Source organism: Amycolatopsis sp. BJA-103 (assembly GCF_002849735.1).
Lineage (GTDB): Bacteria > Actinomycetota > Actinomycetes > Mycobacteriales > Pseudonocardiaceae > Amycolatopsis.
Window position 1 is genome coordinate 487,329 of record NZ_CP017780.1, and the last position, 24,737, is coordinate 512,065.

Here is a 24,737-nt window from a genome sequence, read left to right on the forward strand (position 1 = left end):
GAACCACCGTAGCGCCCGGTCAGCCCTCCGCGGGAGACGAGCGGTGAGCCACGAGAGCGGCCCGGAGGGCGATGACGGTGTTGTCGAACTTCCTGGCCGGTTGCCAATAGAAGCCGGGACTCTCTTCCCCGTCCGGGCCGGGGGCAAAGGGGGATTCCTTTCCCAGGCTTTGGAATTCCGTCGGCACCCGGCGGCCGTCCCGGAGCTTGACGACGAGGATCGAGCGGCCGGCTCCGAACTCCTCGGTCTTGGGAGCCTTGAGGAACTCCGACGTGAGATCTTCGGCCTTCGAGGTCACGATGAACTCCGAGATGTCTTCCCAGGCGATGTGTCGTCGGGGGAAGAACCGGCCTTCTTCACGGACTCGGATCCCGGATGACCGCTGGGAAAGGACGGGCACCGCCGTCGAGAACCCCGCCGCCAGCCAGACGAGAAGAAACGGAACCATGAACGGCAACGGAGGGACCTGCCCGCCCATGGCCAGCATCGTCACGTACCCGATTGCCACGAGGAGACCGATGCCGCCGGTGACCGCGCCCATCATCTCGTGAACGGCGAACCTGTGGTGCCAGCGTGTTTTCGCCGGGTGTGCCCCCATGCCGCCAGTTTAGAAAGTTTTGGCCGGGACCGGCGAGGATTTCCGGAATCCCCACCGGCCCCGGCCGGATTCAGCAGGTGCCGTTGTCGCGCCAGACTCCCCATTGGCCGGTGGTCCCGGGCTCTTCGCCCTGCGTCCACCACTGTGCCGCCCACTTGTGCCCGTTGTGGGAGACGGTCGCTCCGCCGGTGTAGACCGAGGCGCGGTCCCACGCCGGGAGTGAGCAGGTGCCGGGGTTGCCGGATCCGGTTTCCCAAGGCACCTGGCTCGACGCGTAGTAGTTGATGCCTTGTGCCTGCCAGCGCGGGGCCTGCGCGCCGAGGCGTACCCGGAAGACGTTCCAGTCGTGCGTCGACCACTGCGACCAGCCGAGTTCGGCGTGCGCCGGAAGCCTCGGGAAGGCGAGGTAGTCGATGTTCGCCGGGGTCACCACGGTTTCGGTCCACAGCGGGGATTCGACGCCGCGGACGGCGGATTCGGGCACGCCGGAGAGGTAGGCGCCCGGGTTCCAGTTGTAGGCGTCCTGGACCTCGATGTATCCCGCCCACGACAGCCCGATCGGCGTGCTGGAGTTGTACTTCATGTCCAGGTACGCCTTGTTCGCCGGCGACAGGATCACCTTGCTGCCGCGGGCGACGGCGTTCGAGACCTCCGTGCTGGAGGTCGTCGTGCCCCAGAACTGCGGGGTCGCCGTGGCGGGCAGGGTGGCCTTGCCGATCTCGTGCCAGCCGACGACCTGCTTGCCCGCGGCGGCCACCATCGGCAGCACACGGTTCATGAAGGTGCGGTAGTCCGCGTCGCTGGTGGCCTGGGCCTCGTCACCGCCGAGGTGGAAGTACGGCCCGGGTGTCAGCGCGGCGACCTCCCGGATCACGTCGTTGACGAAGGTGTAGGTGAGCTCCTTCGAAATGCAGAGCGAGCTGTAGCCGACCGCGGTGTCGGTGCGCAGCGGGGGAGCGGTGTTGTTGCAGTTCAGTTCGGCGTACGACGCCTGGGCGGCGTTGGTGTGCCCGGGCATGTCGATCTCCGGGATGACCGTGATGAACCGTGAAGCCGCGTAGTTCACGATCTCGGTGTACTGCGCCTTGGTGTAGTAGCCACCGGCGCCGCCGCCGACCTGGGTGCTGCCGCCGTAGGTCGTCAGCCGTGGCCAGCTGTCGATCTGGATGCGCCAGCCCTGGTCGTCGGCCAGGTGCAGGTGCAGGTTGTTGATCTTGTATTGCGCCAGCTGGTCGATGTACCGCTTGACGGTCGCGACGGGGTGGAAGTGCCGGGCGACGTCGAGCATCGCGCCGCGATAGCCGAAACGCGGATAGTCCAGGATGGTGGCGCCCGGAATGGTCCAGGGGCCCTGCTGCACCGTGGGGCTCTCGACTTTGCCGGGCAGCAACTGGCGCAGCGTCTGAACGCCGCCGAAGAGGCCCTGAGCCGTCGTCGCGCGCAGGATGACCGAGGCGGACGTCGAGTTCAGTTGGTAACCCTGGTCGCCGACTCGGGCATCGGCGCCGGACAGCAGTAGCGAGATGCCGTCGGTCGGCGTGCCCGAGGGCGCGTCGGAGACGGGCAGGGCGAAGCCGGTGGACGTGCGGAGGACCCCGGCGAGGTACTCGCCGACGGCCTTGGCGGGCGCCGAACCGGCCTGTGTGTAGATCTTGGTGGTCGCGGTCAGGGCGTGGTCGGCGCCGGTGACCGCCTGGGCCGAGACCGGTACCGGGACGATCGCCTGCAACGGCGGGGTGGCCGCGTCGGCGACGGGGGCGGCTGCGGTGGTGACGCCGGCGAGCAGCGCCACCCCGACGAAGGCGCGGCCGAGCCGCACTCTCAAGGTCTTCACCAGGGCCTCCTGGGGACTTGGGAGACGTGACCCGCGTCACGACTCGTCCGATCGTCGCATTTTCGGCGTTAAAGGTCTAGACCACCAGCAAGGAACCTTGGCGTGACTCGAACGTCACATACCGTGTCGCCACGGGAGGACTATCGTCGGAAACGTGTTCGAAGACCTGCGTTTCCCCGTGATCGCGGCCCCGATGGCGGGCGGGCCGACCACTCCGGAGCTCGTGGCCGCGGTGACCGCGGCGGGCGGGTTCGGCTTCCTGGCCGGGGGCTATCTGAGCGCCGACGCCCTGGCGGACCGGATCGCGAAGACGGCCGAACTCACCGGTGAGCCGTTCGGGGTGAACCTCTTCGTCCCGGGTGGCGCCGCGACGGCGGATCTCGGCGGCCACCTCGAGCGCTGGCGCGCGGAGGCCGAGCGCTACGGCGTCGAGCCGGGCGAGCCGCGCTGGGACGACGACGCCTACACCGCGAAGCTCGAGGTCGTGCTGGAGCGTAAGGTGCCGGTCGTTTCCTTCACCTTCGGCACGCCCTCACCCGAGGACGTCGAACGCCTGCACGCCAACGGGAGCAAGGTGGCCGTCACGGTCACCAGCCCGGCGGAGGCCGACCAGGCGGTGGCGGCCGGCGCGGACGCGCTCGTGGTCCAGGGATTCGAAGCCGGAGCGCATCGAGGGCTCTTCGCTGACGAGCCCGGAGCCGAAGGCGGGGGAGCGCAGTACGGCGTGCTCAGCCTGCTTCGCCTGGTCTCGGCGCGGACGGACTTGCCGCTCGTCGCGACCGGTGGGCTCGTGCACGGCGCCGACATCGCGGCGGTGCTGGCGGCGGGCGCCGACGCGGCGCAGCTGGGTACCGCGTTCCTGCGGGCGGACGAAGCCGGGACGCAGCCCGCGCACCGGCAGGCGCTCGCGGACGGGGGAAGGGCGACGGCGTTCACCAGGGCGTTCAGCGGGCGTCCCGCCCGGTCACTGGTCAACCGCGCGGTCGCGGACTTCTCGGCCGCGGCGCCGTCGGCGTATCCGGAAATCAACAACCTGACCAAACCGATCCGCGCGGCGGCGGGCAAGGCCGGGGACCCGGAAGTGATGTCCCTCTACGCGGGGCAGACCTACGAACTCGCGGGCTCCGGCCCGGCGGCGTCGATCGTCGAACGCCTCCAAGCCGAAGCCCGCGAAGCCGCTACGCGTTTGAGTCGTCTCCGCTGACCTGCTTCGCGTTGCCGTTGCCCGGGTTCATCGCGGAGTGACGGCGGCTGTAGGCGAAGTAGACGATCAGGCCGAGGCCGAACCAGGCCGCGAACCGCAGCCAGGTGTGGTAGTTCAGGAACGTGATCAGCCAGATCGAGAAGACGATGCCGATGATCGGCACGACCGGCATGCCCGGGGTCTTGAACGTCCGCGGCAGGTCCGGCTGCTTGTAGCGCAGCACGATCACCGCGACGCAGACGACGACGAACGCGAGCAGGATGCCGATGTTCGTCAGTTCCGCGGCCTCGCCGATGGGCAGCAGCCCGGCGATGATCGCCGACGCGACGCCGAGCACCCACGTCATCCGGCTCGGCACCTTGCGCACCGGGTGGGTCTTGCTGAACCACTTCGGCAGCAGGCCGTCGCGGCTCATCGAGTAGCCGACGCGGCTCGCGCCCATCAGGAAGGTGAACAGCACCGTGGTGATACCGATGATCGCGCCGACCGCGATGATCAGGCCGAGCCATTTCATCCCGACACCGGCGAAGGCGCTGGAGAACGCGGCTTCGCTGTCGATGTCCTTGTAGTTGACCATCCCGGTCAGGACCAGGCAGGCCAGCACGTAGAGCACCATCGAAATGGCGAGCGAGTAGATGATCGCCTTCGGCATGTGCTTCTGGGAGTCGGTCGATTCCTCGGCCGCGGTGGACATGGCGTCATAACCGAAGACCGCGAAGAACACCGTCGCCGCGCCGGTGAACGCGCCGCTGAGGCCGAACGGGAAGAAGTTCGAGTAGTTGTCGGTGTTGATGTGGAAGACGCCGACGACGATCACCAGCAGCACCAGGCCGACCTTCAGGTAGACCAGCAGTGTCTCGAACCGTGCGGCGTTCTTCATACCCTGGTTGAGGATGAAGGCGATCAGCAGGCACAGCAGCACGGCGAACAGGTTGATCTTGTAGGACCCCGGCTCCACGCCGGCTTTTTCGGTGCCCGGAGCGCCCAGCATCCACGTCGGGAGATCGATGTCGAGGTAGCCCAGCAGCTCGTTGAAGTAGCCGGAGATGCCGATCGCGACCACCGCCACGATCGCGGTGTACTCCAGCAGCAGGTCCCAGCCGATGAACCAGCCGACGATCTCGCCCAGCACCGTGTAGCCGTAGGTGTAGGCGGATCCGGCGCGGGGGATCAGCCCGGCGAACTCGGCGTAGGAGAACGCGGCGGCCGCGCTGGCGATACCGGCGATGAGGAACGAGATGAGCACGGCGGGGCCGGCCGTCTGGTTCGCGACCGCGCCGGCCAGGGAGAAGATCCCCGCGCCGATGATGCCGCCGACGCCGATCGCGGTCAGCTGGCGCAGGCCCAGCGTGCGCTGGAGCCCGCCACCGCTGTCACTGAGTTCTTGGATCTGGTCGATCGGTTTGCGGCGGAACATCCCGGATCCCGTGCCCAGGCTGCGCGGTGCGGACATCGTCGTCTCCCAACAGGTTGTGACTTTCGGACTGGGTCACAGTCCGAAGGGCACGGTAGCGGGAGTCGGGACACCGCACCTATCCGGCGACGGTGTCCTCGCTCACTTCGGCGGCCACGCGAGCGGCGGCGATCTTCGACGGCCTCGACGCGCTGGCGGAGAAGTAGGTCAGCAGCTCCGAGATCTCGACGGGGTCGTCCAGCTGCGGGCAGTGGCCCCAGTCCTCGCGGACCATCAACCTGCTGTGCGGGACCAGTGCGTGCAGTTGCCGTCCGGAGGCGGCGCTGACCAGCTTGTCCTTGCCACAGACGACCACCAGGAGCGGGATGCGGACCTCTTCGAGCCGGTACGCGTTCGTCAGCTCCTCGACGAGTTGCCTCGCCTGTTCGAGCCGGCTGGTGGTGGAGCGGTAGTCCGGGAACAGCGACGTGAACCGGCGCACCTGCTCGGCGTCCGCGGCGGTGGCGTTGGCGTACAGCAGCCGGGGGACGACCTGCTCGGCGACGGCGCGCACGAGGAAGCCGGGGATCGGCAACGGCAGGGCCGAGTACATCCGCAGCGGCAGCGGGTAGCGGGCCACGGTGCGGATCAGCCAGCTGTCCACGAAACCGGGCGCGGCGATCGACACCACGCCCGAGACCGGCAGCCGGTGGTTCTCGGCGGCACGCAGGCTCATCGTGCCGCCGAGCGAGTTGCCGGCGAGCACCACCGTGCCGAGTACGGCCTGCTCCTTGATCACGGCCGCGGTGAAGGCGTCCAGTTGCGGGAGCATCGGGCCGGGCCGGAGTGGCTGAGCGTCACCGAAGCCGGGCAGATCGACCGCGACCGCCGGAACACCGGCGGCCGCGAGCAGCTCCAGAACCGGGCGCCAGGTGTCGGCGCTGTCGCAATAGCCGTGCAGCAACACCAGCCTCGGCGCTGTCGGCTTGGCGTGCCCGCGCGCGGTGGCCCGCTTGCCGAGTACCCGCCGGGGCGCGCGGTCGGTGGATTCCACCGGCTGCGGCCCGACTTCGAGCACTCTGGTGCGGACACCGGCATAGCGCCGGAAAGAGACGCGGATCGGGTCGGCGTCGGCGTTGTTCCGGCCCCCGGGGTCCGCCGGTTCGGGCCGCTGCGATGCGGTCATGATTCCAGGTTAACCGCGAGAGGTCGGATTTTGGTCGAACTTTGGTCGTGAGAATCTTGCTGAGTCATAACGTTCTTGACACTTGACAAGATCGGAAAATCGCGGTTTGACCTGCGAGGAACGCGTGGATGTGCGGCTGCGTGCGCAGCGAGGGGGCGGTCGCACCCCTCCGATCAATGCGCGAAGACGACCTTTCCCGAGGTTTCCCCGTCGAGCATGTTCTTAAACCCGGTTTTCGCTTCCGAGAAAGGCAATTCCGCGCCGATCTGCGGCCGGACCCCGGTGAGCTCCAGATAAGCGAGGAGATCGGTCAGTTCGTCCCTGGTCCCCATCGTCGAACCCGCGATACGCAGTTGCAGAAAGAACACGCGCTGCAACTCCGCGTGAGCGTCCGGACCGCTGGTCGAGCCCGAAACCACGATGATCCCGCCCGGTTTGAGCGACTTCACCGAGTGGGACCAGGTCGCCTTCCCGACGGTCTCGAAGACCGCGTCGACCCGCTCCGGCAGCCGCGCGCCGGACTCAAAGGTCTGATGTGCGCCCAGATTCTCGGCCAGCGCACGCTTCTCTTCGCTACGCCCTGTCACCCAGACCCGGAATCCGGCCGCGCGCCCGAGCTGCACGAGGGCGGTCGAGACGCCGCCGGAGGCGCCCTGGACCAGCATCGTCTGTCCCGGCCGCAGCCCGGACTTCACGAACAGCATCCGGTACGCGGTCAGCCACGCCGTGCCCATGGTCGCGGCTTCCGCGAAGCTCAGGCTCGACGGCTTCGGCACGACATTGCGCGCCGGGACCACGACCTGTTCGGCGAACGAGCCTTGGTGCTTCTCGGTGAGCAGGGTGCGCTTCGGGTCGAGAGTGTCGTCGCCCTGCCAGCCCGGGGCGTTGATCACCGAGTGGAGGACGACCTCGGTGCCGTCGTCGAGGGTGCCCGCCCCGTCGCAGCCCAGGATCATCGGGAACTGCTCGGGTTTGATGCCGACGCCGCGCAGCGTCCACAGGTCGTGCATGTTGAGGCTGGCGGCCTTGACGTTGACCCGCACCCAGCCTTCGGGCACCTCGGGCTCGGGTCGCTCGCCGATCACGAGCGAGTCCAGCGGCTTTTCGGCGTTGGGTTCGGAAGCGTAAACGGCGAACATTCCAGCAACCTACATGGCCTGACCGGCGGTGGCAGGGGGTACGAGCGTAGGCTCACAGCGTGTTCAACGGGCTTGCAGACTGGTGGGACGGCGTCGAGTTGTGGCTCGCGCAGGCCCCGTTCCCCGTGCAGTTCGTGCTGGTCATGGCGGTCGTGGTGCCGCTGTGCCTGGTCGCTGCCTGGCTGCTCGACACGCTCTTCGGGAAGGTCGCCCGGCTCTTCGGCACGGCCCGCGATGCGAACGACCCCGACCGGCCCTCCTAAGCTGGCGCACCATGTTCAACCGTAGGCGGATCACCGCCGCCCTGATCGGCCTGATCGTGCTGGTGCTCGCCGGCTGGTTCGTCAAGGACGGCATCAGCGGTGACGATTCGAAGAGCAACTCGGCCCCGGCGAGCTCGTCCGCTTCGGCGAAGCCGTCGGGCGAGACCGGAGCGAACCGGGCCAAGGGCAAGGTCGCGGGCGAGGAGTCCGGTCTCCCGGTCAAACCGCTCACGGGACTGCCCCCGCAGGCATCCGAGACCTGGGGGCTCATCAAGGCGGGCGGACCGTATCCGTATCCGCGCAACGACGACGTCCTCTTCCAGAACCGGGAAAAGGTCCTGCCCGCCAAGGCGTCCGGCTACTACCGGGAATACACGGTCAAGACGCCGGGCAGCCCGGATCGCGGGGCGAGGCGCCTGGTGAGAGGTACCGGCAAAGAGCTGTACTACACCGAGGACCACTACAAGTCCTTCGTCGTAGTGGACACCGATCGATGAGCGCGGCGAAGGACGCGGCGGACAAGGCGTTCACCCGCGGCGCGCATCCGCATCTGATCGACGGCGGCCGGACGGTCGACAAGGCCACCACGCTCGACGCGATCGCGGAGGCGCTGTCGTTCCCCGACTACTTCGGGAAGAACCTCGACGCGCTCTACGACTGCCTCACCGACCTGTCGTGGCTCCCGACGGGTGAGCACGTGCTGATCTGGTCCGGTTCCTCGGTGCTCAAGGATCGCGATCCGAAGGCCTACCTGGCCGTCCGGAGCGTGCTCTCGGACGCACAGCGGGCGCTGGGACCGACCGGGGACCGATCGGATTCCCGGCGCCTCACCGTGGTCCTGCCGGACTAGGCCTCCGGGACCCAGTTCGGCTTGCGCTTCTGCGCGAAGGCCGTGATGCCTTCCTGGCCCTCTTCGCTCGCGAAGAACCCGGCGGACAGCTTGTTCATGGCCTCGAAGCCTTCACCGGGTGTCGCCGGGCGGGGCTTGCTGAGGAGCTCCTTCGTCGCCGCGAGCGCCTTCGGGCCGCCGAGGGCGAGAGCCTTGACGTAGCGGGAGACCTCGCCGTCGAGTTCGTCGGCCGAGACGGCCGAGTTCAGCAGGCCGATCTCGACGGCGCGCTTCGCGTCGAAGGTGTCGCCGGTCAGGAACAGCTCGTGCGCGGCACGGGCGTTGAGCCGCGGCAGCACGGTGAGCGAGATGACCGCGGGGACGACGCCGATCCGCACCTCGGAGAAGGCGAACGTCGCTTCGTGCACGGCGACGGCGATGTCGGTCGCGGCCACCATGCCGATGCCGCCCGCCCGTGCCGGGCCCGCCAGCCTCGCCACGACAGGCTTGGGGCTGGTCCAGAGCTGCTCGAGGATCTTCGGGAACTCGTTGACGCCCTGGGCGCCCGCACCGGCGCCGCGGGCCTCCTTGAGGTCCATCCCGGCGCAGAACACCGGGCCGGTGTGGGTGAGCACGATGACCCGTACCGCGTCGTCCGCCTGGGCCTTGTCCAGCGACTCGCTCAGTTCACGCCGCAGCTGGGCGGAGAGCGCGTTGCGGTTGTGCGGGGAGTCCAAGGTGATCGTGGCGGTGCCGCCCACCACGTCGTAGTGCACCAGTTCGTCAGCCATGGCCACACCTTCGCACGGGCGAAGTCGGGCCGGGCAGTGGCCTGCGCCACCATGCTCCGATGGTGGCGCAGGCGCCGCTCAGCCGATCGTCGTCGTGGTGAAGGTGGGGCTGGGGTTCGGGAAACACGACGTCGGCGCCGAGACGTCGAAGCCGGCGCTGACCACCGCGGTGAACGTCAGGCCCGGGTCGCCGTAGCCGCTGCCCGCCAGTTTCGTCTCGATGGTGCCGGACGAGCCCGCGGTGAGGTGCGCGGTGACGGTCGGCAGTTCGAACGTCGAGCCGCCCGCGATCGGGCCGGGGAAGCTCAGCGTCGCGACGCTGCCCGAGACGGTGATCTTCGGCGGGGTCGAGCCGATGCCGGAGCCGCCGCTGAGCTCGGCGCCCACCCAGGTCGAGTTCGCCGGGATCGGGATCTTCAGCGCGAAGTCCTTGATGTGCTTGACCTTGTACCCGCTGACCTCGGCCGGGACGGTGTTGGCCGCCGGGTCGATGACGACGTCGAGGGCGGCACCGGGCGCGACCGTGGCGGGCGCGGTGACGTCGGCGTCCTGGTTCAGCTTGAGGTACTTGTTCCCGACGAGCGGCGGTTTCGCCTCGCAGTCGAAGACGACGGTGGTCGCCGCCGAAGCCGGGGCGGAGAGACCGACTAACGGGACGAGGACGGCCGAAGCGCAGACGAGGGCACGGATGGCAGCCTTCATGTTCCACCTACCTGGGGGTTCGATGGGGAGAAAGGGCGCTGCGCAGCGTTTAGAGAGTTACCGGCAAGTTAAGTAACCCGTCAAGAATTCTCCGTTCCCATACGCGAGGCGTCACGGAACTGGGAACAAGACCCTCCGAAGATCGGTATCAAGCGCCCGAACGGGACGAGTCGCGCTACTGTGCCGATGAACGATCAGGCGGCGAGCCGGGCGGCGGCGACGTCGTAGCGGTCCAGGACGAGCCCGGCGATCCGCGGATCCGGTCCCAGCGGCCCGGCGACGATCACCGACGGGTCGGCTTCGCGGGCCAGACGCGCGATCCGGTCCGGCAGCAGTCCCGGCGCGAGGAACCAGCCCGCGACGGCGAGCCGCCGCGCGCCGTTGAGCCGCAACCGCGCGATGGCGGCGGGGACGTCCGGCTGCGCGGCGCTGGCGAAGGCGGGTGTCGCGAGCAGCCCGCGACGCAGATGCCAGCGGGTGGTGATCCCGGCGACCGCGTCGTTCGCCGCGACGTTCGACGAGCCGACACCCGCCAGCAGGACCCCCAGTCCGGGATCGTCCAGATCGGCCCCCGCTTCGGTGAGCCGGTCCAGCGCGACCGTCTCGATGATCGGGTCGATGCCCAGCACCCCGGAAACCCGCACGTCGAGGCCGGGACAGTCCGCGGTCGCCTCGGCGACGAGCGCGGGCAGGTCGACCCGGGCGTGGTAGGCCACGCCGAGCAGCAGCGGCACCACGACGACCTCGCGATGCCCCTCGGCGTAGAGACCGCGCAGGGCGTCGGTGAGCAACGGCTCCGAGAGGTCCAAAAAGGACTCACGGATGTCGAGGCCCGGCGCCAGCCCGCGGGAGACGTCGAGCAGGGCGCGGATGGTCGCGGCGGACCGCGGATCGCGGCTGCCGTGGGCGACGGCGACCAGTGGCGGAGTGCGGCTCGGGGTCATGCGAACCTTTCGCCGACGAGCCCGGCGGCCAGGGTGTCGCCGTCCTTCGGGTCGATGACCAGGAACGCGCCCGTCCGCGGGCTGACGCCGTAGTCGTCCACGCCGATCTCCTCGGCCAGCCTCAGCGTGACCCGGCCGATGTCGTTGAGCTCCAAGGTGGCCGGACCGTCCACACTGGACAACGTCTGCTCGTCGAAGCGGGCGTGGAGTTCGCCGACCAGGGCCTGTACCGTCCGCGTGCCGTGCTTCACCAGCACCCGCGCGCCCGGTTTGAGCGGCTTGGCCGAGAGCCAGCACAGGGTCGCGGTGATCTCGTCGGTCACCGTCGGCTGCCGGTCGGCGGCGGCGATCAGATCACCCCGCGAGATGTCGAGATCGTCCGCCAGCAACAGGGTCACCGAGGTGCCCGACCCGGCTTCGGAAAGCGGCCCGTCGGCGGTGTCGATACCCTCCACCCGGCTCCGGAGGCCTTGCGGGAGCACGACGATCTCGTCACCCGGCCGGACCGTGCCCGCCGCGATCTGTCCCGCGTAACCCCGGTAGTCGGGGTGGTCGGCCGTGCGCGGCCGGATCACGTACTGCACCGGGAAGCGGAACGCCGAATCGTGCGGATCCGGCGCCACGGGCACGGTTTCCAGGTGCTCCAGCAGGGTCGGGCCGGAGTACCACGGGGTCTTGTCCGACTTCTCCGCGACGTTGTCGCCCTCCAGCGCCGAAACCGGCACCGCGAGCACGGAACCCCGCTCGTAGCCCAAGGACGCGGCGTGCTCGGCGAACTCCTCGGCGATCACGGTGAAGGTCGCTTCGTCGTAGCCGACGAGGTCGATCTTGTTCACCGCCAGCACCAGATGCGGGACACCCAGCAGGGCGAGCACCGCCGCGTGACGGCGGGTCTGCTCGATGACGCCCTTGCGCGCGTCGACCAGCAGCACGGCCAGTTGCGCGGTGGACGCCCCGGTCACCGTGTTCCGCGTGTACTGCACGTGGCCAGGGGTGTCCGCGAGCACGAAGCTGCGCCTCGGCGTCGCGAAATACCGGTACGCCACGTCGATCGTGATGCCCTGCTCGCGTTCCGAGCGCAGGCCGTCCACGAGCAGCGAGAGGTCCGGAGTGGACAGTCCCTTGTCGACACTGGCGCGGGTGACCGCGTCCAGCTGGTCGGCGAGAACGGATTTGGTGTCGTACAGGAGCCGCCCGACCAGGGTCGACTTCCCGTCGTCCACGCTGCCCGCGGTCGCGAGCCGGAGAAGGCTGGACATCAGAAGTACCCCTCACGCTTGCGGTCTTCCATCGCCGCCTCCGACATCCGGTCGTCGGCGCGGGTGGCGCCGCGTTCGGTGAGCCGGGAGGCCGAGACCTCGGCGATGACCTCGTCCACCGTGGCGGCGGTCGATTCGATGGCGCCGGTGCACGAACCGTCGCCGACGGTCCGGTAGCGCACGGTCAGTTCCTTGACTTCCTCGCCCGGCCGTGGCCCGCCCCAGGGCCCTTCGGTCAGCCACATGCCGTCGCGCTGGTAGACCTCGCGCCGGTGCGCGTAGTAGATCGACGGCAGCTCGACCTTCTCCCGCGCGATGTAGTTCCAGACGTCCGCTTCGGTCCAGTTGGACAGCGGGAAGACGCGGACCTGCTCGCCGGGGCGGTGACGGCCGTTGTAGAGGTTCCACAGTTCGGGGCGCTGCCGACGCGGCTCCCACTGGCCGAAAGCGTTGCGGAGACTGAAGATCCGCTCCTTGGCGCGGGCGCGTTCCTCGTCGCGGCGCCCGCCGCCGAAGACCGCGTCGAACTTGTTCTCGGCGATCGTGTCGAGCAGTGGCGTGGTCTGCAGCGGGTTGCGCATCCCGTCGGCGCGCTCTTCGAGCCTGCCGTCGTCGATCCAGTCCTGCACCTTCGCCACGAGCAGCCGCAGCCCGTGCTGCTCGACCACGCGGTCGCGGAAGTCGATGACCTCGTCGAGGTTGTGCCCGGTGTCCACGTGCAACAACGGGAACGGCACCGGCGCGGGCCAGAACGCCTTGATCGCCAGGTGCAGCAGGAGCGTCGAGTCCTTGCCGCCGGAGAACAGGATCACCGGCCGGTCGAACTCGCCCGCCACCTCGCGGAAGATGTGGATGGCCTCGGATTCCAGCGCCGCCAGGTTGTCCGTGGCGGCGTCAGCGGCCGGTTCGAGCGTGGTCATGTCGTCCCTTCTCAGCCGTGCAAGCCGCACTCGGTCTTGCCCTGCCCGGCCCACCGGCCACTGCGCGGGTCCTGACCCGGAGCGACCTTCGCGGTGCACGGCGCGCAGCCGATCGACAGATAACCGATGGACACCAACGGGTTCTCGAGGATTCCGTGTTCGTCGATGTAGTCCCTGAACTCGTCGTCGGACCACGGCGCGATCGGGTTGATCTTCACCAGCCCGTTGCGGTCGTCCCAGGTGACGATGGGGGTGTTCGCGCGGGTCGGCGCGTCGACCCGGCGGACGCCGGTCACCCACGCCGAGTACTTCGCGAGCGTGTTCCGCAGCGGCACGACCTTGCGCAGCTGGCAGCACTGGGTCGGGTCGCGTTCGTGCAGTTTCGGGCCGTACTCCGCGTCCTGTTCGGCGACGCTCTGCGCGGCCTGGGCGTTCACGATCCGCACGCCGGGATAGACCGCCTGCACCGCGTCGCGGGTGCCGATGGTCTCCGGGAAGTGGTAGCCGGTCTGCAGGAACAGCACGTCGACGTCGGGTTTGACCTGGGTGGCCAGATCGATGAGGACGGCGTCCTGCATGTTCGACGCGACGATGAAGTCGTCGCCGAACGTCTCCGCGGTCCAGTGCAGGGCCTCGGTGGCGGTCGCTTCGGCGAGTTCCTTCGAGGCCCGTTCGGCGAGGGTCTTGTAGTCGGCAGTGGCGGTCATCCTGGTGACACCTCCGGGAAGGACAGTCCGAGGAATTTCACGGTGAAGACCCGGCGGCAGGCCGAGCACAGCCAAGAGCCGCCCTCTTCCGGCCGCAGGTCTTCATCGCCACAGAAAGGGCAGTGATACGGCGTCGCTCGTTCGGTCACTGCAGGGCGCTTTCTTCGGCCCGCGTGACCCACTGGGCGAACCGTTCGCCGGGTTCGCGGCCGGCGAGGTACGCCCGCACGATCCGTTCGACGTACGCGGTCAGCTCCGACGCGGTCACCTTGTGCCCGCGCAGTTTCCGGCCGAACCCGGCGTCCAGGCCGAGCCCGCCGCCGAGGTGCACCTGGAAGCCTTCGACCTGTTTGCCGTCCTCGTCGGTGACGATCTGGCCCTTGAGCCCGATGTCGGCGGTCTGGATCCGCGCGCAGGAGTTGGGGCAGCCGTTGAGGTGCACGGTCACCGGGTTCTCGATCTCGGCCTGGATGTCGGCGAGCCGCTTCTCCAGTTCGTCGACCAGCTGGATGGCGCGGGCCTTGGTCTCGACGATGGCGAGCTTGCAGTACTCCAGCCCGGTGCAGGCCATGATCCCGCGCCGCCACGGCGACGGCTCGGTCTGCAGGCCGAGGTCGGCCAGTTCGGCCTTCAGCCCGGCGACCTCGGCTTCGGGGACGTCGAGGACGACGAGTTTCTGTTGCGGCGTAAGCCTGACGCGGTTCGATCCGGCGCGTTCGACGGCCTTCGCGACCGCCAGCAGGGTGGCGCCGGAGACGCGGCCCGCGATCGGCGCGGCGCCGACGTAGAACTTGCCGTCGGTCTGCGGGTGCACGCCGACGTGGTCGATCTGGGTGGCGGGCACCTCGGGCGCCGGGCCGTCGGTCAGCTTGCGCTTGAGGTACTCGTCCTCCAGCACCTGGCGGAACTTCGCGGCACCCCAGTCCTTCACCAGGAACTTGATGCGGGCGCGGGCGCGCAGGCGCCGGTAGCCGTAGTCGCGGAAGACGCTGATCACGCCTTCCCAGACGTCGGGGACCTCTTCCAGGGGGACCCAGGCGCCCAGCCGCTGCCCGATCATCGGGTTGGTGGACAGGCCGCCGCCGACCCAGAGGTCGAAGCCGGGCCCGTGCTCGGGGTGGTTCACCCCGACGAAGGCGATGTCGTGGATCTCGTGGGCGACGTCCTGCTGGCCCGAGATCGCGGTCTTGAACTTGCGTGGCAGGTTCGAGTACCGCGGGTCGCCGATGTAGCGGCGTTTGATCTCGTCGATCGCGGGCGTGCCGTCGATGACCTCGTCCGCGGCGATGCCGGCGACCGGGGAGCCGAGGATGACGCGCGGGCTGTCGCCGCAGGCCTCCATCGTGGTCATCCCGGCCTTCTCCAGCTTGGCCCAGATCGTCGGGACGTCCTCGACCTGGATCCAGTGGTACTGGATGTTCTGCCGGTCGGTGATGTCGGCGGTGTCGCGTGCGTGGGTCTGCGAGATCTCGGCGAGCACGGCGAGCTGATCCGTGGTCAGCGCGCCGCCGTCGAGCCGGACCCGCAGCATGAAGTAGCGGTCGTCGAGCTCTTCGGGCTCCAGCGTCGCGGTGCGGCCGCCGTCGATGCCCGGCTTGCGCTGGGTGTAGAGGCCGAACCAGCGGAACCGGCCGCGGAGGTCACCGGGGTCGATCGAGTCGAACCCGCGGTGGGCGTAGATGTTCTCGATCCGCGCCCGGACGTTGAGCGGGTCGTCGTCCTTCTTGGACCGTTCGTTGGGGTTCAGCGGTTCGCGGTACCCCAACGCCCACTGTCCCTCGCCCCGTTTTTGTTTGACCCGGGGCGTGCGGGCAGGGGTCTCGCGCGTGGGCGACGACATGGGAGTCCTCCGGCAGATCGTGGTGGTGGCGGGGAGTCAGCGGTTCGTCGCACAGAGCGCGCTGGCCACACGACGGAGATCCACGTGGCGGCGTGCCACGAGGGTGATTCCGGCGCGGGTCATTCGTTCAGCGTGCCACGCGCCCACTATGTGGTCTAGGCCGGTCCGAATGCTGGGAACAGGGTTCGGATACGACTGTTTCCGCTGTTCAGGCGCCTGTTTCGAAGGTCAAGTCCGGGTTCGCCGCCGCCACTGTGACGCAGAACGCGCAAGCCTCAAGAGGGGAGGACGCGGTCCACGATGAGCCGGATGACGTCTTCGTCGGTGACGTCCGCGAGGACCTCCGGGAGGGTGAGCCGTTCGACGGTGAGCCCGGTCAGGGCGAGATACATCAGCAGGACCTCCGCCCGCCCGCCCGGCATTCCCGCCGAGACGTGCCAGTCGACGCTCATGTCGATGCCCTCGCGGATGGTCTTGGTCAGCTCGGCCGCCAGTTCCGGGCGCCGGGTGGCTTCGAGCCGGAGTTCGAGCAGGGCGAGATACGGCTCGCGGTGGCCGGTCAGCCGTCCCATGAGTTCGCCGAGCAGGACGCCGACCCGGTCGTGGGACGGCGTCTCGGCCTGCGGATTCGCCATGACGTCGGCCGGTGCCGACAGCCTTTCCTGCACGCGGACGCCGACCTCGCCGAGCAGCTGGTCCCGGTTCCGGAAGTAATTGGACGTCGTGCCGGGCGGGACGTCGGCTTCGACGTCCACGGCGCGGTAGGTGAGCCCGCGGGCGCCCTCGCGGGCGAGGACGGTGATGGCGGCGTCGGTGAGGGCGGTCCGGCGCTCCGGGTTCTGTCGCATCGGAACATTCTCCTTGCTTCGATCAAACCACTATGTCTATAGTACTACACATCAAGTGGTTCTTCTGGGAGGAAAACACCAAATGCAACTCAGCGGTTTCGGTGCCTGTGTGCTCGTCGACGACATCGCCGAGACCACCGCCTGGTGGAAGCGGCACCTGCAGTTGACGGTGACGATCGAGCTCGACTGGTTCTCGAGCCTCAACGTCGGAGTGCCGGGCTATGAGATGAGCTTCGCGAAGCGCGGTCACAAGGCCACGCCGGAGCCTTGGCGGGCGCAGGAGCCCGCCGGGTCGATGGTCGGCCTGATGGTCGCCGACGCGGCGGCCGAGTACGAGCGGCTGCGCGGGGAGGGGGTCAAGATCGTCACGGAGCTCGTGGACGAGGAATTCGGCCAGCGGCACTTCTATATCGAGGACCTCAACGGCTTCCTCATCGACATCATCGAGGTGATCCCGCCGAGCCAGGAGTGGCTGGCCGCTAACGGGTTGGCCTAGTACCGCTTCGGGTGAGTGGGGCCGCGCGGACTCTCCGTCGCCGCTAGCTTCGGTCTCCGATCCACACTGGACGGAGGAGTTGCGCATGCGCCGATGGGTGGTCGCCGCGATGGTGCTGGCGTCCCTGCTGGTCCCGGGTACGGCTTCCGGGGCCGAGCAGGGGTGCAGGCTGGTTTCGCCCGACGAGGGGGCGGTGCTGCACAAGGGCGGCTCGTACCGGTTCGAGGCGGTCGGCTGCTCGCCGAACGCCCGGGGGCACCTCGCCAACGTGGTGCTGGTCGAGGTGAACATGAGCCGTGACGTCCAGTCCGACGAGTACGGCGACTGGTCGCTCGACTACGTGGTCAACGACTACTCGTTGAGCATGGAGACCCTCGTCTGGGTGCGGTTCGAGGACGGCACCCGCTCGACGTCGGTCAAGGTGCACATCGCCGACAGATAGCGCGATCCGTGAAGGCCTCTTTCCCCGGGGAAGGAGGCCTTCACGGCGTGGGGGACACTGGGGTGTGCCCGCACTGCTGCCCGAAACCACCACGCCCGTCGAGTCGGCGCTCCCCGAGAGCGCGCTGGAAGGGCTCGGCACCCGGCCGTTCGGTGTCTACGTGCATGTCCCGTTCTGCGCGACCCGGTGCGGCTACTGCGATTTCAACACCTACACCGCCGGTGAGCTGGACAGCGATTCGTCGCCGCAGTCCTGGCTGGAAGGCCTCAAGCGCGAGTTCGACCTGGCCGCGCGCGTCCTCGGGAAGCCGCCCGCGGTCGACACCGTCTTCGTTGGCGGAGGCACTCCGTCGCTGCTCGGCGCCGAAGGGCTCCGAAGCGTCCTCGACGCCGTACGGGACACGTTCGGCCTCGCGCCCGACGCCGAGGTGACGACGGAGTCCAATCCGGAGTCCACCTCGCGCGAGTTCTTCGACGGTATCCGTGACGCCGGATACAACCGGATCTCGCTCGGGATGCAGTCGGCCGCACAGCACGTCTTGAAGATCCTCGACCGCGTGCACACCCCCGGCCGTCCGGTCGCGGCGGCGGCGGAAGCACGGGCCGCCGGATTCGAGCACGTCAACCTCGACGTCATCTACGGCACACCGGGGGAGCGGGTCGAAGACCTCCAGGCTTCGCTGGACGCGGTGCTGGCCGCCGGTGTCGACCACGTCTCGGCGTACGCGCTGATCGTCGAGGAGGGCACCGCGCTCGCCCGCCGCATCCGCCGCGGCGAACTGCCCGCGCCGGACGACGACGTGCTGGCCGCCGACTACGAACTGATCGACCGCGTCCTCGCTCCGGCGGGTCTGCGCTGGTACGAGGTGTCCAACTGGGCGACCTCGGAGGAATCCCGCTGCCGGCACAACATCGGCTACTGGCGCGGCGGCGACTGGTGGGGCGCCGGGCCGGGCGCGCACAGCCACGTCGGCGGCGTCCGCTGGTGGAACGTCAAACATCCGGCCCGGTACGCCGCCTCGCTCGCCGCCGGGGACTCACCGGCCGCGGGCCGCGAACTGCTGACCGACGAAGACCGGCATCTGGAACGCGTGATGCTGGAACTCCGGCTGTCCGAAGGACTTCCGCTCGACGCCCTCGACGACGACGGCCGGGCCGAAGCCCGCGTCGCCGCCGCCGAGGGGTTGCTCGATCAGTCCGCTTTGGACGGTCAGGACCGGGCGGTGCTGACCGATCGCGGGCGGTTGCTCGCGGATGGACTGGTGCGGCGGCTCACCTGAGGCCCAGCGCCCGGTCGACCCACCGGCCGACCGGCAGCGCCACCACGACGGCCGCCAGCGCCAGGTGCACCACCATGAACGCCACCGCAGCGGGAACGCTCGGCGGCCCGCCGAGGAACACGATCATGTGCGACGCCCACTTGAGCTCCGCCGGTTTCGTCCCGGCGGACCAGACGTCGTTGAGCGCCCAGAACGTCAGGTCGTTCGCGCCCGAGATCACCACCAGGATCGCGGCGACGCCGGTCTTGAGCACGTTCGCCGTCCGGCCGCCGCCCAGCCGGTACGCCATCAGCCCGAACAGGACGATGAACGTCACGACGAACAGTTCGAACTGGTACACCGGCTGGAAGGCGTCCTCGTCGGTGGCCGCGTTCCTGGCGAACGCCTGGATCCGCATGACCAGTTCGGTGTCCAAATAGGACATGTAGACGAACACCGCGAGCACGATCAGCGCGGGACCCCACTTGGTGCGAGGGAAGAGCGCCACCGTCGCGACCGCGAACACGAACGGGCACAGCTTGAACGCCCAGTCCACGACGTTGTCCAGCGTCTGGTCCGGCGGCAGGACCACCATGATCAGCAGCGCGGTCATCACAGCCGGGACGGCGGCCACCAGCCACAGCCACTTTCGGCGCCGGTAGAGCGCGGGAACCCAGCCATCCGTGCTGGGCAGCGTGGCGGTCACAGGGTGTCCTTCTCGGCCCAGAACGGCCCGAGGGCGAGCGCGTCGACGTCGGTCTTCAGGTAGCAGGCCACCGCGTCGGCCGGGCTGGCGACGATCGGTTCGTTGTTGTCGTTGAACGAGGTGTTGACCACCATCGGCACCCCGGTGAGCTTCTCGAACTCGCTGATCATCCGGTAGTACAGCGGATTGCCCGGCTCGCTCACCGTCTGCACGCGGGCGGTCCCGTCGACGTGGGTGATGGCCGGGACCTCGTCGCGTTTGTCCGGCAGGACGTCGAACACCAGCAGCATGACCGGCGACGGGTAGTCGCTGACGAACCAGTCGCCCGCGCGTTCCGCCAGGCATGACGGGGCGAACGGCCGGAACGCCTCGCGGTGCTTGACCTTCTCGTTCATCCGCGTCTTCGAATTGGGGTCGCGCGGGTCGGCCACCAGCGAGCGGTTGCCGAGCGCGCGCGGCCCGCATTCCATCCGGCCCTGCACCCAGCCGATGATCTTGCCTTCGGAGATCTTCTTCGCCGTGTGCGCGGCGATGTCGTCGACCTTGGTGTAGTGGACTCCGGCGTCCTGCAGGGCCAGTTCCATCTCGGCCTCGGTGTAGTCCGGTCCGGTGTAGGTGTAGCCGTCGCGGGGGCGCGGCTTGCCGTACTTGCCGACCGACACCTCCAGCGCCGCGCCGATCGCGCAGCCGTCATCGGCGGCGGCGGGCTGGGCGAAGAAGTCTTCGAACGGGGTTTCCAGCAGGATCCGCCCGTTCATCACGCTGTTCAGCGCGACACCGCCCGCGACGGACAGCCTCCGTGACCCTGTCTCCCGCTGCAGCCAGCGCGCCAGGTGCAGCCCGGCCTCCTCCAAGGTGACCTGCGAGGCGTACGCGATGTCGCAGTAGTGCTGCGGCACCGGGTTCTCGGCGGTGACCCGGGTCTTGGGCCGCGCCGGGCCGAACAGGTCGGTGAACTTCTTCGACATCACGTGCTTGCCGGTGCGGTGGTGACCGAAGAAGCCGAGATCGAGCTCGTAACCGCCGTCGTCGTCGAGATGGATCAGCTGCTTGAACGCGTCGACATAGGTGTCAGTGCCGAGCGGCGCCAGTCCCATGATCTTTCCTTCGTCACGGGTCGGGTAGAAGCCGAGGTAGCCGGTGACGCCGGCGTACATCGCGCCGAGCGAGTGCGGGAACTTGATTCGCCGGATGTCGATGATCCGGTTCCCCTTGCCGTGCCCCAGATAGGTCGCGGTGCCGTCGCTGCCGATGCCGTCGAAGGTGAGCACCGCCGACTCTTCCCACGGTGAGATGAAGTACCCGCTGGCGGCGTGCGCCTTGTGGTGGTCGACCAGATGCGTCTTGAACTTCGTCGGCCCGGTCCAGCCCACGGCTTCCTTCACGTCGCGTTCGAGGGTGTAGGAGCGCTTGAGGTGCGCGAGCACCGCGCCGCCGACGTGGTAGTCGTCGACCCCTTTGCCACCACCGGTCTTGAACGTCTCCACCAAGCTCGCCGAGGAGCCGCCGTCGTCGCCGTTCCGGTTGCGGAACACCTCGAGCGTCGCCGGGAAATACCGCGCGAACACCTTCGCCGCGTGGATGCCCTCGCGCCAGCGCTGCCAGTAGTAGGCGACGTGGTCGACGTCGGCGAGCGTGATCCCGCCGCGCTCCAGGCAGAACTTGATCGCCTCCGCGGGAAAGCCCCCGTCGTGCTTCACCCGGGTGAAGCGTTCCTCTTCGGCGAACGCGATGATCTCGCCGTCGCGCACGAGCGCGGCCGCCGAATCGTGGACCCTGCTGATACCCAGTACGTACATGTTCCTTCTCCAGTGCGACATTCAGAGTTCGGGATGATGGCGGCGCAGTAGCCGCCGGAGCACGGCCGCCCGCACACCGATGGCGAAGACGAGGGCGGCGAACCCGCCGACCGGGCCCATCGCCGGGACGAGCGCGGCGGCGGCCAGCGGAGTGGCGACGAGTCCGGCGATCGAGGCCGCCGCGGTCAGGGTGAGGACCTTGCTGTTGGTGTTCTCGATCAGGAAGCCCGCGTAGAGCCGGACGGCGAACAGCACCGTTTCGGCCAGGACGAAGACACCGAGCACCACGTACGCGCCGACGGTGTCCTCGGCGGTCAGCACCACGCGGGCCGCCGGGATCGCGAGTGCGATCCCCGCCAGGACGAGGAAGACCAGCGAGCCCCGTTCGACCAGCTTGAGCAGCTCGGCGGCCCGGGCCCGGCCCGCCGCCGCCCCGCTGCCGCGCATCCGTGCCGAGATCGCGGGCTGGTGCACCCTCAGCTGATAGAACAGCAGTGAACAGAACGCGCTGCTGGCCAGCAAAGCGAGGTAGAACGGTCCACTGTCGACGGTCCGGCCCGCCAGGGCGAGGACCCCGAACACCGTCGACGTCGCCAGGACGTCCAGTACCTCGGTCAGCCCGAGCAACACGGTGGTGCGGCCGAACGCGGGCCAGAGCCGGTGACCGTCGATCCTTTCCGCGCGCAGCCACTCCTTCGGCAGCAACGCGGCGGAGCCCGCCAGGATGAGAAGGATCCCGCCGAGCAGCAACGCGAGGTGCGTCAGCGGCGACCAGCGCGCGAACCAGGTGCCCATGGTCACGACGCCGACCACCAGCGCGCCCGCGGTGAAGGCCAGCGCGTCCAAAGTGGACTTGCCGCGGAACCGGTGCAGTCCCGAGACGGTCATCAGCAGCCCACTGGAGATCGACCAGCTCGCGGCCGTCAGGTACAGCGCCGCGTCCGAACGCGGGGCGAGCACGAGCGCGACGGCCATCGCCGCCAGGACCACCAGCACGGGCACCGCGGCCATCCGGATCGCCAGTGCCGCGACCGCGTTCCGGGTCACGTTCAGCCGGGGCAGGCATTTCAGCGCGGACTTCTCGGCCGCCGACGGGACGAAGTTCAGCCACGACATCAGCCCGAGCGCGGTGGCGAACCGGCCGTAGTCGTGTGCTCCCCATGCGGTGATCAGGACCAGCCCCATGGCCTGGATCGCCAGCCGGAAAACGCCCCGGCCCGCGAGCAGCCGCAGCACCGTCGAACGTTTCGGCGCCGCGATCGACGCGGTGCCCTCGGAAAGCGAGGTTCCGGTCAAGGGAGCGGTACCGCCAGACCCTGCTCGTCGAGCAGGAACTTCAGGGTGCCGCGCATCTCGTCCTCCGCCGCCAGCACGTCGGGGACGGTCGGCGCCGAAAGCACGGCGTAGCCCATCTTGTAGCCCGCCTGCTCGTACGGCTTGACGAAGGAATCCTCTTCCGCGAACAGCTCCAGGCTGCTCACCGAGGGCATCGCGCGGACCTCGTCGGTGCCTTCGATCCGGACGATCCGGCCGCCTCGGTCGGACGCGAGGATGTGCACCAGCGTCGGCCTCGGGTCGCGCGGCGAGAGCACGACCTCGCCGCCGGTCGCGGCGGCGATCCCCGCGGCGATCAGATCGACGCCGGTGCTGAGCGCGATCGCCTCCGCCAGGCCGTTCCCGCCCATCCTGGCGCCCATTTCGATCAGGTAGAACTTCCCGTCGCGGCCGAGGACGGCGTCGAGCGTGAGCGGCCCGGTGCGGTAGCCGAGTTCCGCGCACAACGCGGTCAGCATGAGCGGCAGCGCCCGATCGACCACCGGCGGCAACCCGGCGGGCAGGAGGTGGGACGCCGTCACGAAGAACGGCGGCGGGGTGAGTGTGCGCCGGGTGACCGCGTGGAACACGATCCGGCCGTCGACCACGAGCGCTTCGATCGTGTAGTGCGAGCCGTCGAGGTGCTCTTCGACGACGAGCCGTCCGGACGGCGAGAACGCGAGCGACTCGGTGAACGCGGTGTCCAGACCGCCGGGGCTCGGGCACGAGACGACACCGCGGCTCCCGGAGGAGTCGACCGGTTTCACCAACGTGGGGAACCGCAGCTGTTGCGCGGCGAGGGCGAGATCCGGCCCCGGTTTCCCGCCGACACTGCGGTAGGTCGGCAGGCGCAGGCGGTCGCAGAGCGCGCGGAAGACGGACTTGTCGACGGAAGCGGCGACGGCGGCTTCGGGCAGCGGATCCGGCAGGTTCCAGTGCCGGGTGAGCCAGGCGAGCGTGGGCAGCCCGACGTCGCTGGCCGGGCAGAGCACCCCGGCGATGTCGTCCCGCCCGTCCAGCGCGGCCGCGATCTGTTCCGGCGCGCGGACACTGACCTGCACGAACTCGTCGGCCAGCGCCACCGCCGGCGCGCTCGCGCGGACGTCGACGCAGATGGTGCGGAACCCGAGTTCCCGCGCCCGGTGGTACGTGCTGACCGAACCGTCGGCGCCGCCCAGGATCACCAGGCTCCGAGGCGCCGCCGTGTCTTCGGTGTTCTTCACTCCCGCTTGCCTTTCCCCAGGATGGACCTCGGCGAAGGCCGAGGCGTAGAGGCGGTCGTCCTCGTCGACCGCGAAGTTGGCTTCCCTGATGTAGAACTGCCGTGGCCGTGGTTGCCCCGCGCCGACCACGACCAGGTAGCGGACGGTCAGCGCGAGCACGGTCAGCAGCACGGCGAACATGACGAACTCCAGCGCCGCAGCGGCGTTCAGGCCGAGAAGTCCGGTGGCGGCCGCGATTCCGGCGAGCACCGAGATCCCGGCGGTGAGCATCGCCGTGACCGAAGCCACCGTCGTCAGCCGCCGGGTGAAGCCGACGAACAGTTCGATGGCGTGCGAGGACAGGAAACCGAAGCCCACTTTGGACTCACCGCGTTCCCTGGCCCGGTGTGCCACCGGGACCGTGGTGTAGCGGCTGGTCAGCCTCGGCACGGTGGCCAGGAAGTACGGGGTGCCCAGCCGGAGGCCGACGATTTCGCGCGCGAGTTCCGTGCGCACCAGCCGGAAGGCCGTCGCGCCGGTCGGGATCTCGATGCGCAGCACGCGGCGGCCGAGGAAATGGAAGGCCGCGGTACCCCAGCGCCGCAGTAAAGGATCTTTCCTATTGGTCCGGACGCCGAAAACGGCGTCGTATCCCGCCTCGGCCGCGATGATCAATTTCTTCGCTTCGGCAGCGGGGAACTGCAGGTCGGCGTCGATATGCAAGATCCACGGTTTCCCCGCGTAGCGATAACCCGCGGAAAAAGCGGCCTCGAACCCGAAGTTGCGTGTGAAGGACAGATAGCGCACCCGAGGGTCGGTGTGCGCCAGCGCGCGGATGACGTCCAGTGTCCCGTCCGTACTCCCATCGTCCACATAGATCAGTTCGAGTGGGAGATTCCCCAACTCGGCGATGATCTCCAGGTAGGAGGGCTCCACGTTGTCGACCTCGTTGAAGCACGGGACGACCACGGTGAGTCCACTGTGCACAGGCCCGGGGATCGACGAGTTCATCTGCCTGACCCCTGCGGTGAGTGCGCTAGTGTGTTCGTAGCGTCACCTGTGC

Annotated in this window: 26 protein-coding genes; 7 read left to right on the top strand and 19 right to left on the bottom strand. The window is 68.9% G+C overall.

What is annotated here, in order from left to right; all coding sequences use genetic code 11:
• Positions 1 to 19: 19 nt before the first annotated feature.
• Positions 20 to 598 (bottom strand): hypothetical protein, encoded by a 579-nt coding sequence (locus BKN51_RS02305; RefSeq protein ID WP_146044399.1) that lies wholly within the window; start codon positions 596 to 598, stop codon positions 20 to 22.
• Between the two features lie 70 nt (positions 599 to 668).
• Entirely contained in the window at positions 669 to 2,432 is a 1,764-nt protein-coding gene (locus BKN51_RS02310; protein ID WP_168214242.1) for a family 20 glycosylhydrolase, read from the bottom strand.
• A 154-nt stretch (positions 2,433 to 2,586) separates the two neighbouring features.
• On the opposite strand from BKN51_RS02310, the gene BKN51_RS02315 reads away from it, so the two are divergent.
• Complete coding sequence (locus BKN51_RS02315; protein WP_101606028.1) at positions 2,587 to 3,636, top strand: NAD(P)H-dependent flavin oxidoreductase; 1,050 nt, start codon at positions 2,587 to 2,589, stop codon at positions 3,634 to 3,636.
• Here BKN51_RS02315 and BKN51_RS02320 read toward each other — a convergent pair.
• The 3 genes from BKN51_RS02320 to BKN51_RS02330 form a co-directional block, all read right to left on the bottom strand.
• On the bottom strand, positions 3,611 to 5,089 hold the full coding sequence (locus BKN51_RS02320) for an amino acid permease (RefSeq protein WP_101606029.1): 1,479 nt from the start codon (positions 5,087 to 5,089) through the stop codon (positions 3,611 to 3,613). The two genes, BKN51_RS02315 and BKN51_RS02320, sit on opposite strands and share 26 nt — an antisense overlap.
• 79 nt (positions 5,090 to 5,168) lie before the next feature.
• The gene (locus tag BKN51_RS02325; RefSeq protein WP_101606030.1) at positions 5,169 to 6,215 is read right to left on the bottom strand and encodes an alpha/beta hydrolase; all 1,047 of its coding nucleotides are present in this window, start codon (positions 6,213 to 6,215) and stop codon (positions 5,169 to 5,171) included.
• A gap of 173 nt (positions 6,216 to 6,388) precedes the next feature.
• Positions 6,389 to 7,354, bottom strand: coding sequence for a quinone oxidoreductase family protein (locus BKN51_RS02330; RefSeq protein WP_101606031.1), 966 nt, complete (start codon positions 7,352 to 7,354; stop codon positions 6,389 to 6,391).
• A gap of 59 nt (positions 7,355 to 7,413) precedes the next feature.
• Here BKN51_RS02330 and BKN51_RS02335 point away from each other — a divergent pair, with 59 nt between their 5' ends.
• Genes BKN51_RS02335 through BKN51_RS02345 form a run of 3 tightly spaced genes read left to right on the top strand, consistent with a single transcriptional unit; the run spans position 7,414 to position 8,467 of the window.
• Entirely contained in the window at positions 7,414 to 7,617 is a 204-nt protein-coding gene (locus tag BKN51_RS02335) for a CDP-alcohol phosphatidyltransferase family protein (protein WP_101606032.1), read from the top strand.
• A gap of 11 nt (positions 7,618 to 7,628) precedes the next feature.
• A complete protein-coding gene (locus BKN51_RS02340) occupies positions 7,629 to 8,114 on the top strand; it encodes a ribonuclease domain-containing protein (RefSeq protein WP_101606033.1) in 486 nt (161 codons plus the stop codon).
• Positions 8,111 to 8,467: a barstar family protein gene (locus BKN51_RS02345; protein WP_101606034.1), complete on the top strand. Its 357-nt coding sequence runs from the start codon at positions 8,111 to 8,113 to the stop codon at positions 8,465 to 8,467. The genes BKN51_RS02340 and BKN51_RS02345 overlap by 4 nt, the downstream gene beginning before the upstream one ends.
• Here BKN51_RS02345 and BKN51_RS02350 read toward each other — a convergent pair.
• The 10 genes from BKN51_RS02350 to BKN51_RS02390 form a co-directional block, all read right to left on the bottom strand.
• The gene (locus BKN51_RS02350) at positions 8,464 to 9,237 is read right to left on the bottom strand and encodes an enoyl-CoA hydratase-related protein (protein WP_101606035.1); all 774 of its coding nucleotides are present in this window, start codon (positions 9,235 to 9,237) and stop codon (positions 8,464 to 8,466) included. The two genes, BKN51_RS02345 and BKN51_RS02350, sit on opposite strands and share 4 nt — an antisense overlap.
• Positions 9,238 to 9,315: 78 nt before the next feature.
• Positions 9,316 to 9,939, bottom strand: a complete 624-nt coding sequence (locus BKN51_RS02355) for a cyclase (protein WP_101606036.1) — start codon at positions 9,937 to 9,939, stop codon at positions 9,316 to 9,318.
• Between the two features lie 194 nt (positions 9,940 to 10,133).
• Positions 10,134 to 10,883, bottom strand: a complete 750-nt coding sequence (locus BKN51_RS02360) for a sirohydrochlorin chelatase (protein WP_101606037.1) — start codon at positions 10,881 to 10,883, stop codon at positions 10,134 to 10,136.
• Positions 10,880 to 12,142: a sulfate adenylyltransferase subunit 1 gene (locus BKN51_RS02365; RefSeq protein ID WP_101606038.1), complete on the bottom strand. Its 1,263-nt coding sequence runs from the start codon at positions 12,140 to 12,142 to the stop codon at positions 10,880 to 10,882. The genes BKN51_RS02360 and BKN51_RS02365 overlap by 4 nt, the downstream gene beginning before the upstream one ends.
• Entirely contained in the window at positions 12,142 to 13,062 is a 921-nt protein-coding gene (cysD, locus tag BKN51_RS02370; RefSeq protein ID WP_101606039.1) for a sulfate adenylyltransferase subunit CysD, read from the bottom strand. Before cysD ends, BKN51_RS02365 begins: the two co-directional genes overlap by 1 nt.
• Positions 13,063 to 13,073: 11 nt before the next feature.
• The gene (locus BKN51_RS02375) at positions 13,074 to 13,769 is read right to left on the bottom strand and encodes a phosphoadenylyl-sulfate reductase (protein WP_101606040.1); all 696 of its coding nucleotides are present in this window, start codon (positions 13,767 to 13,769) and stop codon (positions 13,074 to 13,076) included.
• Positions 13,766 to 13,918 carry an Insertion element protein gene (locus BKN51_RS44055; RefSeq protein WP_101606041.1) on the bottom strand — a complete coding sequence of 51 codons (153 nt, stop codon included), beginning with the start codon at positions 13,916 to 13,918 and terminating at the stop codon, positions 13,766 to 13,768. The genes BKN51_RS02375 and BKN51_RS44055 overlap by 4 nt, the downstream gene beginning before the upstream one ends.
• The gene (locus BKN51_RS02385) at positions 13,915 to 15,609 is read right to left on the bottom strand and encodes a nitrite/sulfite reductase (RefSeq protein ID WP_101606042.1); all 1,695 of its coding nucleotides are present in this window, start codon (positions 15,607 to 15,609) and stop codon (positions 13,915 to 13,917) included. Before BKN51_RS02385 ends, BKN51_RS44055 begins: the two co-directional genes overlap by 4 nt.
• A 36-nt stretch (positions 15,610 to 15,645) precedes the next feature.
• Positions 15,646 to 15,732: a putative leader peptide gene (locus BKN51_RS44860; protein ID WP_360907593.1), complete on the bottom strand. Its 87-nt coding sequence runs from the start codon at positions 15,730 to 15,732 to the stop codon at positions 15,646 to 15,648.
• 152 nt (positions 15,733 to 15,884) lie between these two features.
• Positions 15,885 to 16,457 (bottom strand): TetR/AcrR family transcriptional regulator, encoded by a 573-nt coding sequence (locus BKN51_RS02390; protein ID WP_101606043.1) that lies wholly within the window; start codon positions 16,455 to 16,457, stop codon positions 15,885 to 15,887.
• A gap of 82 nt (positions 16,458 to 16,539) precedes the next feature.
• On the opposite strand from BKN51_RS02390, the gene BKN51_RS02395 reads away from it, so the two are divergent.
• From BKN51_RS02395 to hemW, 3 genes are all read left to right on the top strand, one after another.
• The gene (locus BKN51_RS02395; RefSeq protein ID WP_101606044.1) at positions 16,540 to 16,953 is read left to right on the top strand and encodes a VOC family protein; all 414 of its coding nucleotides are present in this window, start codon (positions 16,540 to 16,542) and stop codon (positions 16,951 to 16,953) included.
• Positions 16,954 to 17,038: 85 nt separating this feature from the next.
• Positions 17,039 to 17,395: a hypothetical protein gene (locus BKN51_RS02400; protein ID WP_101606045.1), complete on the top strand. Its 357-nt coding sequence runs from the start codon at positions 17,039 to 17,041 to the stop codon at positions 17,393 to 17,395.
• 64 nt (positions 17,396 to 17,459) lie between these two features.
• Positions 17,460 to 18,674, top strand: a complete 1,215-nt coding sequence (hemW, locus tag BKN51_RS02405; RefSeq protein ID WP_101606046.1) for a radical SAM family heme chaperone HemW — start codon at positions 17,460 to 17,462, stop codon at positions 18,672 to 18,674.
• Here hemW and BKN51_RS02410 read toward each other — a convergent pair.
• The 4 genes from BKN51_RS02410 to BKN51_RS44805 are packed head-to-tail and all read right to left on the bottom strand — an operon-like array spanning position 18,667 to position 24,685.
• A complete protein-coding gene (locus BKN51_RS02410) occupies positions 18,667 to 19,359 on the bottom strand; it encodes a hypothetical protein (protein WP_101606047.1) in 693 nt (230 codons plus the stop codon). The two genes, hemW and BKN51_RS02410, sit on opposite strands and share 8 nt — an antisense overlap.
• Entirely contained in the window at positions 19,356 to 21,158 is a 1,803-nt protein-coding gene (locus BKN51_RS02415; protein ID WP_101606048.1) for a carbamoyltransferase family protein, read from the bottom strand. The genes BKN51_RS02410 and BKN51_RS02415 overlap by 4 nt, the downstream gene beginning before the upstream one ends.
• Before the next feature lie 21 nt (positions 21,159 to 21,179).
• Entirely contained in the window at positions 21,180 to 22,454 is a 1,275-nt protein-coding gene (locus tag BKN51_RS02420) for a hypothetical protein (protein ID WP_101606049.1), read from the bottom strand.
• Positions 22,451 to 24,685 carry a glycosyltransferase gene (locus BKN51_RS44805; RefSeq protein ID WP_101606050.1) on the bottom strand — a complete coding sequence of 745 codons (2,235 nt, stop codon included), beginning with the start codon at positions 24,683 to 24,685 and terminating at the stop codon, positions 22,451 to 22,453. The genes BKN51_RS02420 and BKN51_RS44805 overlap by 4 nt, the downstream gene beginning before the upstream one ends.
• Positions 24,686 to 24,737: the final 52 nt, after the last annotated feature.

What these genes read in the sequence shown, in the direction of transcription:
- BKN51_RS02305 (WP_146044399.1), bottom strand. Translation starts at nt 598, where the DNA reads ATGGGGGCACACCCGGCGAAAACACGCTGGCACCACAGGTTCGCCGTT.
- BKN51_RS02320 (WP_101606029.1), bottom strand. Translation starts at nt 5,089, where the DNA reads ATGTCCGCACCGCGCAGCCTGGGCACGGGATCCGGGATGTTCCGCCGC.
- BKN51_RS02325 (WP_101606030.1), bottom strand. Translation starts at nt 6,215, where the DNA reads ATGACCGCATCGCAGCGGCCCGAACCGGCGGACCCCGGGGGCCGGAAC.
- BKN51_RS02330 (WP_101606031.1), bottom strand. Translation starts at nt 7,354, where the DNA reads ATGTTCGCCGTTTACGCTTCCGAACCCAACGCCGAAAAGCCGCTGGAC.
- BKN51_RS02340 (WP_101606033.1), top strand. Translation starts at nt 7,629, where the DNA reads ATGTTCAACCGTAGGCGGATCACCGCCGCCCTGATCGGCCTGATCGTG.
- BKN51_RS02345 (WP_101606034.1), top strand. Translation starts at nt 8,111, where the DNA reads ATGAGCGCGGCGAAGGACGCGGCGGACAAGGCGTTCACCCGCGGCGCG.
- BKN51_RS02350 (WP_101606035.1), bottom strand. Translation starts at nt 9,237, where the DNA reads ATGGCTGACGAACTGGTGCACTACGACGTGGTGGGCGGCACCGCCACG.
- BKN51_RS02355 (WP_101606036.1), bottom strand. Translation starts at nt 9,939, where the DNA reads ATGAAGGCTGCCATCCGTGCCCTCGTCTGCGCTTCGGCCGTCCTCGTC.
- BKN51_RS02360 (WP_101606037.1), bottom strand. Translation starts at nt 10,883, where the DNA reads ATGACCCCGAGCCGCACTCCGCCACTGGTCGCCGTCGCCCACGGCAGC.
- BKN51_RS02365 (WP_101606038.1), bottom strand. Translation starts at nt 12,142, where the DNA reads ATGTCCAGCCTTCTCCGGCTCGCGACCGCGGGCAGCGTGGACGACGGG.
- cysD (WP_101606039.1), bottom strand. Translation starts at nt 13,062, where the DNA reads ATGACCACGCTCGAACCGGCCGCTGACGCCGCCACGGACAACCTGGCG.
- BKN51_RS02375 (WP_101606040.1), bottom strand. Translation starts at nt 13,769, where the DNA reads ATGACCGCCACTGCCGACTACAAGACCCTCGCCGAACGGGCCTCGAAG.
- BKN51_RS02385 (WP_101606042.1), bottom strand. Translation starts at nt 15,609, where the DNA reads ATGTCGTCGCCCACGCGCGAGACCCCTGCCCGCACGCCCCGGGTCAAA.
- BKN51_RS44860 (WP_360907593.1), bottom strand. Translation starts at nt 15,732, where the DNA reads ATGACCCGCGCCGGAATCACCCTCGTGGCACGCCGCCACGTGGATCTC.
- BKN51_RS02390 (WP_101606043.1), bottom strand. Translation starts at nt 16,457, where the DNA reads ATGCGACAGAACCCGGAGCGCCGGACCGCCCTCACCGACGCCGCCATC.
- BKN51_RS02395 (WP_101606044.1), top strand. Translation starts at nt 16,540, where the DNA reads ATGCAACTCAGCGGTTTCGGTGCCTGTGTGCTCGTCGACGACATCGCC.
- BKN51_RS02400 (WP_101606045.1), top strand. Translation starts at nt 17,039, where the DNA reads ATGCGCCGATGGGTGGTCGCCGCGATGGTGCTGGCGTCCCTGCTGGTC.
- BKN51_RS02415 (WP_101606048.1), bottom strand. Translation starts at nt 21,158, where the DNA reads ATGTACGTACTGGGTATCAGCAGGGTCCACGATTCGGCGGCCGCGCTC.
- BKN51_RS44805 (WP_101606050.1), bottom strand. Translation starts at nt 24,685, where the DNA reads ATGAACTCGTCGATCCCCGGGCCTGTGCACAGTGGACTCACCGTGGTC.